This is a genomic window from Pseudalkalibacillus sp. SCS-8 (genome assembly GCF_040126055.1).
Classification (GTDB): Bacteria; Bacillota; Bacilli; order Bacillales; family Fictibacillaceae; genus Pseudalkalibacillus; species Pseudalkalibacillus nanhaiensis.
The window spans coordinates 395,212-409,406 of the sequence record NZ_CP143541.1 but is presented as its reverse complement, the minus strand read 5'-3'; the positions used below and the strand labels follow the sequence as shown (position 1 = coordinate 409,406).

12 protein-coding genes are annotated in these 14,195 nt (G+C 41.4%); 2 read left to right on the top strand and 10 right to left on the bottom strand.

The features are described 5' to 3' along the window. Positions 1–4: 4 nt before the first annotated feature. The 10 genes from V1497_RS02190 to V1497_RS02145 form a co-directional block, all read right to left on the bottom strand. Positions 5–1,171 carry an MFS transporter gene (locus tag V1497_RS02190; RefSeq protein WP_349409359.1) on the bottom strand — a complete coding sequence of 389 codons (1,167 nt, stop codon included), beginning with the start codon at positions 1,169–1,171 and terminating at the stop codon, positions 5–7. An 86-nt stretch (positions 1,172–1,257) separates the two neighbouring features. Further along, entirely contained in the window at positions 1,258–1,884 is a 627-nt protein-coding gene (locus V1497_RS02185) for a hypothetical protein (protein ID WP_349409358.1), read from the bottom strand. Further along, positions 1,877–2,299, bottom strand: a complete 423-nt coding sequence (locus V1497_RS02180; RefSeq protein ID WP_349409357.1) for a DUF6884 domain-containing protein — start codon at positions 2,297–2,299, stop codon at positions 1,877–1,879. The genes V1497_RS02185 and V1497_RS02180 overlap by 8 nt, the downstream gene beginning before the upstream one ends. Before the next feature lie 50 nt (positions 2,300–2,349). Then, positions 2,350–5,502 (bottom strand): DEAD/DEAH box helicase, encoded by a 3,153-nt coding sequence (locus V1497_RS02175; RefSeq protein WP_349409356.1) that lies wholly within the window; start codon positions 5,500–5,502, stop codon positions 2,350–2,352. Positions 5,503–5,580: 78 nt separating this feature from the next. Continuing rightward, the gene (locus tag V1497_RS02170; RefSeq protein ID WP_349409355.1) at positions 5,581–6,231 is read right to left on the bottom strand and encodes an MAE_28990/MAE_18760 family HEPN-like nuclease; all 651 of its coding nucleotides are present in this window, start codon (positions 6,229–6,231) and stop codon (positions 5,581–5,583) included. Then, the gene (locus V1497_RS02165) at positions 6,228–7,343 is read right to left on the bottom strand and encodes a DUF262 domain-containing protein (RefSeq protein ID WP_349409354.1); all 1,116 of its coding nucleotides are present in this window, start codon (positions 7,341–7,343) and stop codon (positions 6,228–6,230) included. Before V1497_RS02165 ends, V1497_RS02170 begins: the two co-directional genes overlap by 4 nt. 73 nt (positions 7,344–7,416) lie before the next feature. Then, positions 7,417–8,901, bottom strand: a complete 1,485-nt coding sequence (locus V1497_RS02160; protein WP_349409353.1) for a protein adenylyltransferase SelO — start codon at positions 8,899–8,901, stop codon at positions 7,417–7,419. A gap of 105 nt (positions 8,902–9,006) precedes the next feature. Continuing rightward, the gene (locus V1497_RS02155) at positions 9,007–10,098 is read right to left on the bottom strand and encodes an ABC transporter permease (protein ID WP_349409352.1); all 1,092 of its coding nucleotides are present in this window, start codon (positions 10,096–10,098) and stop codon (positions 9,007–9,009) included. Beyond that, positions 10,095–11,021: an ABC transporter ATP-binding protein gene (locus V1497_RS02150; protein ID WP_349409351.1), complete on the bottom strand. Its 927-nt coding sequence runs from the start codon at positions 11,019–11,021 to the stop codon at positions 10,095–10,097. Before V1497_RS02150 ends, V1497_RS02155 begins: the two co-directional genes overlap by 4 nt. Positions 11,022–11,104: 83 nt before the next feature. After that, positions 11,105–11,503: a DUF6526 family protein gene (locus V1497_RS02145; protein ID WP_349409350.1), complete on the bottom strand. Its 399-nt coding sequence runs from the start codon at positions 11,501–11,503 to the stop codon at positions 11,105–11,107. Between the two features lie 254 nt (positions 11,504–11,757). On the opposite strand from V1497_RS02145, the gene V1497_RS02140 reads away from it, so the two are divergent. Then, the gene (locus V1497_RS02140) at positions 11,758–13,113 is read left to right on the top strand and encodes a sodium-dependent transporter (protein ID WP_349409349.1); all 1,356 of its coding nucleotides are present in this window, start codon (positions 11,758–11,760) and stop codon (positions 13,111–13,113) included. A gap of 133 nt (positions 13,114–13,246) precedes the next feature. Beyond that, complete coding sequence (locus V1497_RS02135) at positions 13,247–14,179, top strand: tetratricopeptide repeat protein (protein WP_349409348.1); 933 nt, start codon at positions 13,247–13,249, stop codon at positions 14,177–14,179. The last annotated feature ends 16 nt before the right edge of the window (positions 14,180–14,195 follow it).

Here is a 14,195-nt window from a genome sequence, read left to right as displayed (position 1 = left end):
TTTGCTAGTGTTTCTTATGCAGTACAGGCTTCCACCTCACATGAATCAGGCTCATTCCGATGACCGTGACGGCTATACCAATGACCACAAAGGTAATGAAATAAGGCGAAATCATATCTCTGAAGGCACCTGCGATCAGTGAGCTCGTAATCATACCGAGTGAGAAAACGGCTGACAGGATGCCGAAAGCTGTGCCGTGTTTGCTTTTATCCGTGTTCTCTGTGAGTAAGGTCGTAACGGCTGGAAACAATACTCCGAGTCCCATGCCAATCAGGAACAACAGCTGATGGAAGGTGATCGGAACGAGTGGCATAACCATTTGATAGAAGGAAAACCCTAACACGAGCATTCCCACCATCGTCCGAATCGAGGCGGATATGCGGTGGATCCACGTCATACATACCACCACAAGCGTGCCTAACCCGATGATGCTGAACAACTTCCCCCCATGACTCATCGACACCCCTTCTTCAACCATTAAAAAAGGCAGCTCATACATCAGGGTGCCATGCACATACATCAAGGTGAAGCTGACAAAATATACTGCAACCAGCTGTTGGTCAAACCTGAATCTCCCTCCACTCTCCACCTTTTTACGATGGACCGTAATCGGTTCAAATTCCTTAATAAAGAGAAGCGCGAAAACCGCAGTCAATAAAAGGGCCGATCCAATGACGAAGTACGCCCCACGAAAGTCCACGTGCTCAACCAAATGGCCGCCAATTAAAGGTGCTAAAATGTTCGCAATCGTAATGAGCAGCCCATTGAACGCCATGTTCTTCCCCTGTTCATGGCTGTTCCGTGCATATCCCGATAAAAGCGCAAAACAAGCAGGCGTCATAAAAGCAAGCACCAAACCATTGACCAAGCGCAGCACCAACAAACCGTCAGGCCCCGTCGCAAATCCATGGCCCGCCATTAGAATCCCTGAGATAAATAGCGGTACGACGATAAACTGTTTCTTGCCGAACATATCGATGAGCGGACCAGCAATCAGGTTGCCACAAAGGTTTGCGAATGAAGACACACTCATCAAGATACTAATGAAAAAACTCGTCGCCCCAAGCGCCACCGCATAAGGCGTAAAGATCGGAAACTGTATATGTAAACTCAACGACAACAAAAACAACACAACGTAAATCGCTACAATGCCCCTCCGCCTCTCACCCAAACAAAACACCCCCACCTAAAGTGTATGAGGTGAGGGTGGGATTGAGACATGCTGAAATCTAAAAATAAATATAGTGTCCTATATTTTTAACAACTCTCTAAGATGTTTAAATCTCCAGTTGATAGCCCTTGTTTATACAAGTTATTTACTTGCCACAAGCCACTTTCACGTATCTTTTCTTTCGGCGAATAATTTCCTAACCAAGATTTGCTAGAGTTACATATCTTGCAGTTCGATATTTCTGAAATAATTTTTGCTTCTAAATTTAATCTCACCTGTTTATCGGTCAACTCCAAAACAACAAACGAGAAGTTATTCTGTATTATCCTGGTTATCTCTTTTTCTATTTCTTTTTGATACTCCATATCAAGCAGTTTTTGATATCGTTCTTTGTTTTTCCTTGTTGTTGTATCTAATTCCCATAACTTCAGATATGGGTCTTCTTGTTTATTCAGGATTGCACGACCAATATTCTTTCTAAAGATACTTCTGTTTTTGTTTTCAACAAGAAAATGTTCATTCAGTCTTGACCTAAGCTTACCTACACCGGTATGTGTACCAACCCTTACAACTCGATCTACGTTATGAGCACTTTCACCTTTTTCAAACAGAATATAAATACCGTTATCAGGAAGTTGCTCTTCCTTATAAGGAAAATGAAGTCTTTTCAATTCGTTAAAATAATAATGTAGATCCTTACATTTATTACTCATTGATAACAGCTCCCTTTAGAAAAGACAACTGTTCACCTATTCTTTTTCCTTCTAACGGTAATTCATAATGTGTAATGTAATCTAAGAGATATTTTCGATAACGGTTTCCAGCAAGAATAATGAAATGATCTTTTTTTAAATCCAACTTCTTAACGATCATTTGTCTTAGAACTAAGTTACTCCATTCTAGCTGTTCATTTTTCTTCATTTTATTCAATGTTTTATTATAGGGTTTTATCACATCTGAAGTTTCTAATAATCCATATTGTGCAGACAATATAAATATTTTGTCTGGGTTGTGAGATTGAGCGTACTTTAATGCATATTTAAAAAGAGTACTATCATACATATTTTCAGCGTTGGTTGCTGTATCCTTTTTCTTACTTACACATGAAAGTAGAACCACCTTTTTCATATACTTTCCCCCATTCCCATTAGAGTGATTGCTTTGAAATTCATGTCGGATTACAACACATTCTTATTCGCTTTCGGTACTAACATTGGTGGCATTTCGCGTCTTAGTCTCCAGGTGATGCTCATTGGCTTGCTTCCTGAGTGTTGGACATAGTCCGCTGTACCAAGGAAAGTAAATGGAGAAGTATAGCCGTTCTCTTTTTTGTACTCTCTGATAAATAACGCGATTTGGTGACCGTTTTCTCTGTGGTGGATGTAACGTTGTGCCGTTTTACTCGTAGCAGACACTGTACTTTGAGATTGCCAATGGAACAGCCTCTCATTAATCGCATAATCTTCATAAAGTGTAGACGGTGAGAAATCCTTTTCAGACTTGTTCAGCGTGATAAAGAAGATATCGAGATTCTTTTCTTGAAAATGCTTCACACCTTCTCTGAATGCAGGACTTTTCTCTTCGTTAAAATAGCCGAAAGATGCCATAACCTGAGCAGTTGTATAATTGCTGTGCACACCTAATGGATTGGCAAACGGAAAGTCATGCTCGTATTCTAGTAACTTGATGAGATTATAGTTGTAGATAAGGATGGTTCGGATTTCTTCTTTTATCACTGGAATTGCGAAAATCTTCACCAATCCCTCTTCTATCGAATGTAATCCTTCCTTTTCAGGGTGGCCATTGTAAAACGAATAGTACAGCATATTGACCATCAGCTTCTCTTCTTCACTTTGTGGCCTGAACCCATCTATATACCGTAAGTAGAATTCCAACAACCTCTTGGAATCCAAGTGGAAGAGATTTGGAAATCGTTTCGTCCAGATTGCTTCATTTTCAATTACTCGTTCATCTGTTAATCCAGCTTCTGCTTTCATTCGGAAAAAGGATCGATCTCCACTTTTCCCGTAAAAATCATACAGTGTCAGGTTGTAATGATTGAGGAAGTTTTCTAGTGTTAGCTCCACCCCTGTGTCTTCCTGAAAGTATTTCATCTTTTGAATAAGGTTCGACCGGGTATTCGCAGTAGATTTGATGTTCCGTAGGATGTATTCCTTCGCTTGCTTTTCAAGCTGGATGAAAGAGCCCTTCGGCAAATTCGAAAAGCCATTCTCAACATAATGCTTTACTGAATGTTTTGTTTTCCCCATCAATGCACGGAACTTTTCTTCAAAGTTGTAATTTTTATGCGCTTGTCCGATAAAATCGAGCACCGTTAAGCACTCTTTATCTTCTGCTAAACGTAACCCCCGCCCTAGCTGTTGCAAAAATACCGTCAAACTTTCTGTCGGTCGCAGAAACAAGACCGTATTTACTTCAGGTAAGTCGACACCTTCATTATATAAATCAGCGACAAAGATAAACCGGATTTCCCCAGACAACAACCGATGTTTCGCAGATTGTCTTGTTTCCGTATCCGTTCCCCCGTGCAAAGCAATAGAAGGTACATCTTGTTCATTGAAAAACTTCGCCATATACTTTGCATGGTCTACTCCGACACAGAAGCCAAGTCCTTTCACATCATCCATATCGGTCACGTATTTATAGATGCTCTTCAAAACTTGATAGCTACGCTTCGTATTGTGGGTATACACATTCTCAAGCTCACGCAAGTCATACCCTCTTCGGCTCCACTTCAGCTTTGATAGGTCTACTTCATCAGTCACACAGAAATATTGGAAAGGACTGAGTAACTTCCGGTTAATCGCTTCAGTCAATCTCATTTCAGCGGCAATTCGATCGTCGAAATTGGACAGCACACTTTTCCCATCCATACGCTCTGGGGTCGCCGTCAATCCTAGTAAAATCTTCGGCTCGTAATAATCCAGTAGCTTTTGATAGGAACTTGCTGCAGCATGGTGAAACTCATCGACTATGATGAAGTCATAATAATCAGGCGTCGTCTTTTCATACAGCTTAGTACTATTAAAGCTTTGAATACTGATAAAAAGATGGTCGAGATCCTCAGGTTTTTCTTTTCCAACGAGCAAATCCCCGAAATTCAAGTCCTGAAGAATCGCCCTGAACGTATCACGACTCTGCTTTAAAATTTCCTCCCGGTGGGCAACAAACAGAAGCCTCTGCGGATGCCCGTGCTCTTTTACAAAACGCCGGTAATCGAAAGCTGAGATGACCGTCTTTCCAACACCTGTCGCAGCAACAAGAAGATTTTTGTTACGGCCATATACTTCTCGTTCGACCTGAAGGTTTTCGAGTATTTCTTTTTGATAATGGTAAGGTCTGATTTCAAAAGAAAAATGGATGGGTGTTTCTTCTTTCGTAGACTTTTTCAGTGTGGTTCTAAGGTGGTTTCGGTCGTTCTCATCCTCTGGATTAAAGGTGACGAACTCTTCATCATTCCAATACGTTTCAAAGGTAGCATCGACCTTCTTCATGACGTCAAATGAATCTTTCTCGGTAATCTTCACATTCCATTCTAGCCCGGAAGTCAAAGCAGGATTCGATAGATTAGAGGAGCCGATATAAGCCGTGCTGAATTTTGTATCACGCTTGAACATGTACGCTTTTGCATGCAGTCTCGTCCGCTTGATATCATAGGAGATCTTGATTTCTGTATTCGGTAACTTGCTGAGCTCCATAATCGCTTTAAAATCGGTCGCTTCCATGTAAGAAGTTGTGATAACACGAAGCCGACCATTTTTTCGAGTTGTAAAATCCCGAAGCTCCTCCATAATGCAACGAAGCCCGCTCCACTTGATGAACGACACAAGCATGTTAATCTCATTGGATGTCAAAATCTCTTTCTTCAATTCATTGAGCATATTGGGTTCATAGTTGGAACCCGTAAACAAAGAGCTTTCCGACAAAGGCGTCACAGGCCGTAACGGTTTGTCCTTTTTCAAGCTTTTAATAGTGTTCAATTTTGAATAAACGGAAGTCAGGATCTCCCCTTCCTCCGCAATTTGTAAGGATTGAAACTCTTGATCATCTAAATATGTACTGAGATAAGAAATGATTTCGTTACAAACCCGAATTTGCCGAAGCAGCGCCTCTTGATCATCTGATTCAGTATCACGAGCCAATTTTAATGCTTTCCTTGTTATGTAGGAAATATAGGCTGCCAGCTTTTTACGTGCTTCCTCAACATCCATCAGTTCCGTACCGATATCAAACTGCTCCCGTTCGAGCTCCGTTAAACTTTCCCTTAACTTCTGACTAATAACCTCTTCATACAAACCCTCTTTAAACAAACACATCACCCCAAAAGAAAAACCTATTATTGGTAATTATACCGAATTAATAGGTTTTGCGTATTTGTTGATTATAATTTAACTTGATTTATTTAAATATAATTTGTTAATTGCACAATTGTTTATCTTGTTCTTAAATAAGACTAATAGAGAGACTATTTCATCATGCAAGTTTAAATAGTCATCTTTACCTATAACTAAATACTGACCATGGGCTATGTTGTTTCTAGAATTCAGCAGTTTGTAATCTATTAAATTCTCTTTTAGTTTAAATTCAGTATAATCTAATCCAATTGTATGCATAATCTCTTTCAGTACCTTTGAACTTAAGTTTGATTGAGTATTAATAATATCTTGGTGAGGAAGATGTGCTCGTTCATTTAAGTTATTTAATATATAATCAATAAATTGAGAATGAATTGATGATTGATTTGTTTCAACAAACTCGTTCATTTTCTTTTTAAGTGATAAGGCCATTAAACTAGTATTTAATTCTTGGTAGGATAATCTTCTTAAAGAAACATACTGTAAATATAAATCAGCTGAATTCTTAATAAACCCTTCCCAGTGAGCATAAAGAAGTGTTATACCTGTTCTAATCTTAGTTTTTAATATTGGATCTTTTGATTTTTTAACTTCATTTTTTAATGATGTTAGTTCTTTTCTTCTCCAAGCAAAATCTTCATCTAGAGCTTGTTCCAATTCCTCTATGGTTCTTATTTTCCTCATAGTTTAAACAACTCTTTACCTAGAGGAATTAGTTTAGGAAGACGATTTTTTGCGTTACTCCCGCTCCCAGAATTATTTCTAAATGTTTTGTTTGTCCATAAGTTCTTTATTTTATTGGTTAGTTTATCTGTATATGATTGAGAATATGCTTTTGAATCTCCTCCTAAGTTACACCCAATACCTATGGCTATTACTTCAAAAGCCGAAATCAAAAATTGACCCTGAAATCTTTTAATATCTGAATTATACCTTTTAAAAGAATCTTCTCCTAAAGTATTATTTAACATGTTAAAAGTATTTTTGAAAATTTTTTCTTCTTTCTCTTTATTAAATCTACCTTCCTTGGTAAATTCAATCATCTTACTAGTAATAAAATCATCTAAGTCTTTAAATCGTTTTAATTCTTCAGAGCTTGAATTTTTGTATGCAAAAAATCTCAGTAATAATTCTAAATGAAATTGTTCATCTTTTAATTTTTCAGAAATGGAAATGCAATTTAAAAATGGCTGGTACTCCCCAAGCTCTTTAATCCAATAATAGAATTCTTTATTAATCATCACTAATAAACAATTTCTTACTTCCTGGCTACTTAAGGCAGTTCCGCCAGTATTTAATCTTTGAAATAATTCATACTTTGTATCTTTGTCACTCTCCTTATTAACTATCTTAATATCTATCTTTTGGCGTTTAAAAAGTCTTCTTTGTATATTGGTAAACGATTTCTCTTCGTTTTCACTCTCCCATAATTTTTCTTTTAATGAAGGTAAATAATCAGTTTCTAATAATTCCAAAGGTGGCAGAGTCTCACCTTTTTCATTTTTTAATATTCCTAGGAATTCAAAAATGGTTGAAAGACGTTGAAGACCATCAATCACGTCCCAAACACCATCTTCTCTTTGGGATACGAAAATTGATGGAATAGGAATGCCCAATAATATAGATTCAATTAATTTAGTCTTCTGAAGATGATTCCATCTATAAAATCGTTGAAACTCTGGATGAATATCTATATCACCTTCTTTATATAAACTGATTATTTCTCCTATTGACATAGGGTATCCATCAGAAAAAATTTCTTTGGATTTAGCATCTATTTCTTCCTGTAAACTCATTAGATTTCCTCCCAAATACATTTGAATTCTTAATTAAATATTTTACCAAATTTTTCTGTTACCCACTAATTTTTCAGGTCCCACAATACGTCACGTATGGCGTTACCTTTTCTGGTAGTGTACAATACGCTTCCTGTTCCTTTGTATGAGCGTATGGATTTGATAGAGCATCAAGTAATTTCTCCATAACGCTATAGTCACCTTGTTCCACAGCTGCTTTTAACGCATCTTCCACTCTATGGTTACGTGGTATGACTGCTGGGTTGTTGTTTTTCATGAGTTGATGTGCGTCTTCCTTGGACTTTTCTTGGCGTTCGAGTCTTTCATTCCAGCGTTTTTTCCATTCATCAAATTGGGCGCTTTTCAGCAGTTCCTCTGTACCTTCAAATTCCTTATCAAATGTCAATGACAGGAATGTGTTTGTATAGTCGGCTTCATTCTCTTGCATGAGCTTCAGCAGGTCTTCAAACAGTTTTTCGTCTTCTTTTTCTTCATTATACAAACCGAGCTTTTTCCTCATTCCATCGAGCCAGTGTGCATAGTAAAAGTCGGCAAAGTGGCCGATTTCCTTTTCCGCAATCTTGATCGCTTCCTTCTGCTCGTCATGCAGAAGCGGCAGCAGGGTTTCCGCAAATCGTGCCAGGTTCCAGGCGCCGATTGCTGGTTGGTTTTGATACGCATAGCGTCCCTGAGTATCGATGGAGCTGAAGACGGTTGCCATGTTGAATGTGTCCATGAACGCACAAGGTCCGTAGTCGATTGTTTCACCGCTGAGGGTCATGTTGTCCGTGTTCATGACGCCATGGATGAAGCCGACGAGCTGCCATTTGGCGATGAGCTCCGCTTGTTTTTTGATTACTTCCTTCAATAAGGTAAGGTAGCGATCTCCGCCCTCCCCTTTAATATACGGGTAATGGCGTTTAATCGTATAATCTGCAAGTTCTTTCAACTCATCCACATCATCGCCTTTTCCGGCAACGTACTGGAATGTTCCGACACGAATATGGCTCGCCGCCACTCGGGTTAAAATCGCGCCTTGTAGTGCTGTCTCCCGATAGACCGGTTCTCCCGTTGTTACGACGGCTAAGCTACGGGTTGTCCGGATTCCAAGCGCATGCATCGCCTCACTGATGATGTATTCGCGTAGCATCGGTCCAAGTGCTGCTCGCCCATCTCCTCCACGAGAATAAGGCGTTCGACCTGAGCCTTTCAGCTGGATGTCGAATCGTTTGCCGTTTGGGGTGATCTGTTCACCGATCATCATCGCTCGTCCGTCGCCAAGCATCGTGAAGTTTCCGAACTGGTGGCCAGCATAAGCTTGTGCGAGTGGCAATGCTCCTTCAGGTGTTTCGTTTCCGGCAAACACCGCAACTCCCTCTTCCTTTTGGAGCGCTTCTTTATCAAGTCCGAGTGATTCTGCTAATTTTTCATTAAAAAGGATTAATTTTGGGTCGCGTACAGGGTTCGGTTCTATCTTGGAGTAGAAGGATTCCGGCAGTTTCGCGTAACTGTTATCAAAGTTCCATCCTGCATTTGTCACTTCCATCTCTCCTTTCATTATTCAATCATTTTATGAGAACGTCTTTAGTGTTACTTTTTACCGTTTGCCTATACTCTAACACATTTAAAAAAACTGAGTTGATTGCTCAACTCAGTCTTCGTTCTATTCCCATTTAAAAACATAGCTCGCGAGTGCAAAACCACCTATAAGCCAGGCACCAAGGATCAGGGTTTCAATACCCAGCTGAAAAATCGGTGTTCCGATGTTCATCGTTTCACGTAACGCGGAGCTTAAGTGCGCGATCGGCAAGGTTTTCACGATCGGTTGGATCCAGTCCGGCATGTTGCTAATTGGGAAGAACACGCCTCCGAGGAACAGCATCGGGAAGGATGCGAATCCAGCGATTGGCCCAGCGCTCTCCGGGTTTTTCGCAATTCCGGCGATAATGAATCCGATCGCCATGAAGGCGAGCGTTCCTAACGTGATGAAAAAGATGACGGCAAGCCAGGAGCCGACCACATTGATATCAAAAATAAGGTCCGCGATAAGGACGACCAACAACGCTTGTGTCCCGTTCAAAAACAACCGTGCGGTAATCTGAGCAGCGATAAACGTAGAAGCTTTCAGTCTCGTTCCCTGCATCCTTCGTAAAATGCCGCGCTCACGCCAGGCAGAAATTTGGCCTGCGACCCCGTTCATGTTGTTGCTCATGATCATCATTGCGACGATTCCCGGTACGAGGAAATCGATGTAGCGGATGTTGAGTGCTTCAATGCCGACTTTTTCGACCATCACTAATGGTTGATAGTCGACAAGCTCTTTGCTGTATTGATCGATGATCCCGTTTACGACCGTCATCCCGAGCTCGGCGGTCGTCAGGTTTTTCTCATTATAATAAACCGGGATGGAAAAGGCTTGATCAGGGTTGTCCAGACTCGCTTCATAGCCTTTAGGAATTTCGATCAAAAGCTGGATGTCGCCGCTTTCCACTGCATCTTTTCCACTCGCTACTTTTTCAAATGGTTCCGTTTGGACGCCTTCATTTTCCTCAAACAATCCGGTTAACGTCTTCGATCCATCGGTCTGATCGAGGTCCACGATTCCGACCGTTAACGAGAGGGAGTTTCCGCCGCCGACAAACGATCCGAGGGCAAGCATTAAGATGACCGGAAAGATGAGCGTGAAGAACAAGACTTGGCGGTTACGCCCGAAAATCCGGAGCTGCGCCAATGTTAGCTGCCAATATGCTCTCATGATTCACGTAAACTCCTTCCTGTCATATGGATGAACACGTCCTCTAATGTCGCCGTTCGTGTTTGCAAGTCTTCAATGTTTAAATCGTGTTCAGCGGATACTTGAATGAGCGAAGTGAGTGCGAGCTGGAGATTATCGGTGTAAAGCTGTACGAGCGTATCTCGGATCGCCACTTCCTCTACCCCATCCATCTCCATGAACCACGCTTTTTCCGGTGGATTGCTCAGACGGAATTCTACCGTGCTTGTCGACTGCAACTTTTTCACAAGATTGGTCGGCGTATCGAGCGCAATCAATTCGCCTTGATCCATGATGCCGATCCGGTCACAAAGTACATGGGCTTCATCCATATAATGCGTCGAAAGGATGACCGTTTTCCCCCGTTCCTTCAAGCGCAGGACAATATCCCAGAGCGTTCTTCTCGCTTGCGGATCGAGACCCGTCGTCGGCTCATCAAGGAACACGATTTCAGGATCATGAATGAGCGCGAGCGCTATCGCGAGGCGCTGCTTTTGTCCGCCAGAAAGCCCCTTGATCCGATCTCTCCTTTTTTCCGTTAAAAGCATATCGCTGACCAATTCATCAATGTCTACATTCTTCGGATAAAAGCTCGCATACATGTGTAAAATCTCGTCCACCTTCAACAGCTCAAATAAAGAGGTGGACTGAAGCTGAACGCCGATGACTTCTTTCACCTGATTCACTTGCTTTCGTACGTCAAAGCCAGCAAGCGATGCCGTTCCTTCATCCGGCTTTCGGAGACCGACGAGCATCTCGATCGTCGTCGTTTTACCGGCCCCGTTTGGTCCGAGCAGACCGAAAATCTCACCTTTATGTACTTGAAACTCAACGCCGTTCACTGCGACAAAAGACCCGTAGCGCTTCACAAGCCCTTTCACATCTACCATTGTTTCATTTTGCATGTCTATCCTCCTACTAGCCGTTCCAATCATTTTATAACGAAAAAAAGAAACAGCCCTCGTCGAGCTGTTGGGTTCTACTTTTATTATACGCGATGGTGGTCGGCACGCCAATTTCGCACTGCTTTTTTAATATCCTTTGTGGAGAGGTTTTCTTGCTTCGCGCGCTCAACGAGTTCCACATATTCCTCATCCTCCGCAAAGCGTAGCGCGATGATTTGATTGATCTTCAGATTTGGGTCTAATAGCTCCCCTGTTAACCGGTAGTAGCGGAAATTTTCCTCGCTCCGTATGATCCGGTCTTGAAGCTTTAACGCATAGATCCGGACGATTGCGGCGATTAAGACGACTGTAAGGACCATAAAAATAACGACAAGGCTAAGCAGAAGCTGACTGCCAATGTTCTGAACAACGAACGCAATCGATAAGATAAGGGATGTTAGAACGAGTAGTGTTAAGACAACATGGTACTTCGGATCGATCATGGCATGGTTTTGATAGTTTTGTGGTTTGATAGTGAAGACCTCCTCTAGTGTTGAATGCTTGTTTAACCCAATTATAAGTATATTGTCCATGCCAGGAAAATAGAACGAAAAAAATAGCAGAAACCCCTTTAAAAAGAGGATTTCAAACAAAATTTTTAAAAGTTAAGAAAATTGTGTCATATTCCTATTAAGTTAATGTATTATATAAATAGTAGAAATCTACTAAATGCATTCTATGTAAAGGGGGATTTGTAATGGGTCAAGGGTTAGAGCAACAATCTCGTGAACAATGGAAAACGCGTTCTGGCTTTATGCTAGCAGCGATGGGTTCCGCAATCGGGTTGGGTAACATCTGGAAGTTCCCTTACATCACGGGGGAAAATGGCGGTGCCGCATTTATTATCGTTTATTTAATTTGTATCGCACTTATCGGTATTCCGATCATGCTCGCAGAATTTGCAGTAGGTCGAAATACACAAAAGGATGCTGTAGGATCATTCAGGGAATTGACTCCTGGTAAACCATGGTTCATCACCGGTATTTTTGGTGTCGCAGCTGCATTCTTCATTCTTTCCTTCTATGGGGTCGTTGCAGGTTGGGCATTATCGTATACGACAAAAGCGATGAGCGGGGATTTACTAGCCGTACCTGCTGATCAGATGGCTGATCATTTCGTCGGGTTCATCAGTACAGCACTGAGTCCGATTTTGTGGCAGCTGTTGTTCATGGCGATTGTCATCATCGTCGTTGTAAAAGGAATTAAACAAGGTATTGAGAAGTGGAATAAGATCTTGATGCCGACACTAGGTGTTCTCTTACTTATCCTAGTGATTCGTTCCGTCACATTACCTGGTGCAGGTGAAGGGATCTCCTTCCTATTCTCACCTGACTTCTCATCACTGACTGCCAGTGCGATCCTGGTCGCTTTAGGGCACGCATTCTTCTCTCTCAGTTTAGGGATGGGTACGATGATCACGTACGGAAGTTATGTACCGAAAGACGTTAAGCTTCCGACAGCGGCAGTAGGCATCTCCTTGGCCGATACAGGATTTGCATTGTTAGCTGGATTGGCGATTTTCCCTGCAGTGTTCGCCTTCGGAATGAACCCAGGCGATGGACCAGGGTTGATCTTTATCACACTACCAGCTGTATTTGAAATGATGCCGTTTGGTCAATTCTTCTCTGTCTTGTTCTTCTTGTTGATTTCAATGGCAGCATTAACATCTGCCATCTCGATCCTTGAAGTTCCAGTCGCATACTTCATGCGCAAATTCGAGTGGTCACGTAAGAAGGCAACATGGATTCTTGGAATCATCATCACGTTGTTCGGAATTCCATCCTCTCTTTCACTTGGAGCATGGAGCGGATTCACGATCGGCGGTTTAGGATTCTTCGATGCTGTCGACTACTTAGCATCCAACATCCTCCTTCCACTTGGTGGATTGTTGACTGCTCTATTTGTCGGATGGGCACTTGGCAAGAAGAAGTCCCTTGAAATCGGCGGACTTAGCGAAGCTAGCATTTGGGGTAAGCTCTGGATTTTAGGTTTGCGATTCGTCGCTCCAGTCCTTATCATCATTGTCATGCTAAATGCATTGAAGCTTATTTAACCAACAAAAAAGTACGGTTCTCTTGCCTTGGGCAGGAGGACCGTTTTTTACTTTTATAGCAGTTTTCGAATTTCACTAAAAATCCTTTCTCCTTTACCGAAATAAGTACTATCAGCCGATAAAGGAGTCCAAGATGAAGAATCCGATAAAAAATCGCAGCAATGTGATTAGAAATTATCAATTAAACTCTACGATTATTCCGTTATTTATTATTTTCGTCCTTGTAAGTTTCAATGCTCTTTCTTCGGACGGGGATGACTTAGTGAGTCTGAACGAGGAAGCTGTTGCTATGCTGGACAATGAGGATTATGAAGCAGGATTAGAGCTTGTAGAAGTGATCCTTGAAAAAGACCCGGACAATAACGCAGCTTTAGTTAATAAAGGTTTTGCCCTCAATCAATTGGAACGTTTTGAAGAGACCATTGAAGTAATGGAAAAGAGTATCAAGATCCAACCAAACGATGCCTTTGAATATATCATCCTTGGGGATGCTCACCTTTGGTTGGAGGAATATGTAGAAGCCATGATCTCATACAAACAAGCGATCCAATATGAAATCACACATGAAACAGCAGATGCTTATTATGGATTAGGTCTCACCACATTCATGCAAGAATTTTACGAACCTTCAATAGAGAATTTCAACAAGTATCTTGACTATTATCCTAATGATCCTGCCGCCCTGTGGTATGTTGCAATTGCCCACGAGCGCAACGGTGATATTCAAAGTGCAATTATGACACTTGATGATCTCATTCAATCGGATCAAACCGACATTGAAGCTATGGCTTATAAAGGTGAATTACTTCTTGAAAAGCAAGCCTATCAGTCTGCAATAGAGGCTTTCGAAGACATCATTGATCTTTATCCGGAAACGCCTCATGGTTATTACGGAAAAGCACAGGTTCTATCGGTACAAAACAAAACGGCAGAAGCCCTGACCAATTTGCGATATTCTTTCTTCTATGGTCCTGAGTACAGCAAATATGCGTTTTCGGATCCATTATTCGAATCGATTGAAGCAAGCAAAGGCTTCCGAGAGCTTGTAGCTGAATACACAGAATGACGTACAAAATACGAAA

Excerpts from the sequence above, each read along its gene's own strand:
- V1497_RS02185 (WP_349409358.1), bottom strand. The coding sequence starts at position 1,884 with ATGAGTAATAAATGTAAGGATCTACATTATTATTTTAACGAATTGAAA.
- V1497_RS02180 (WP_349409357.1), bottom strand. The coding sequence starts at position 2,299 with ATGAAAAAGGTGGTTCTACTTTCATGTGTAAGTAAGAAAAAGGATACA.
- V1497_RS02170 (WP_349409355.1), bottom strand. The coding sequence starts at position 6,231 with ATGAGGAAAATAAGAACCATAGAGGAATTGGAACAAGCTCTAGATGAA.
- V1497_RS02165 (WP_349409354.1), bottom strand. The coding sequence starts at position 7,343 with ATGAGTTTACAGGAAGAAATAGATGCTAAATCCAAAGAAATTTTTTCT.
- V1497_RS02160 (WP_349409353.1), bottom strand. The coding sequence starts at position 8,901 with ATGAAAGGAGAGATGGAAGTGACAAATGCAGGATGGAACTTTGATAAC.
- V1497_RS02155 (WP_349409352.1), bottom strand. The coding sequence starts at position 10,098 with ATGAGAGCATATTGGCAGCTAACATTGGCGCAGCTCCGGATTTTCGGG.
- V1497_RS02150 (WP_349409351.1), bottom strand. The coding sequence starts at position 11,021 with ATGCAAAATGAAACAATGGTAGATGTGAAAGGGCTTGTGAAGCGCTAC.
- V1497_RS02145 (WP_349409350.1), bottom strand. The coding sequence starts at position 11,503 with ATGATCGATCCGAAGTACCATGTTGTCTTAACACTACTCGTTCTAACA.
- V1497_RS02140 (WP_349409349.1), top strand. The coding sequence starts at position 11,758 with ATGGGTCAAGGGTTAGAGCAACAATCTCGTGAACAATGGAAAACGCGT.
- V1497_RS02135 (WP_349409348.1), top strand. The coding sequence starts at position 13,247 with ATGAAGAATCCGATAAAAAATCGCAGCAATGTGATTAGAAATTATCAA.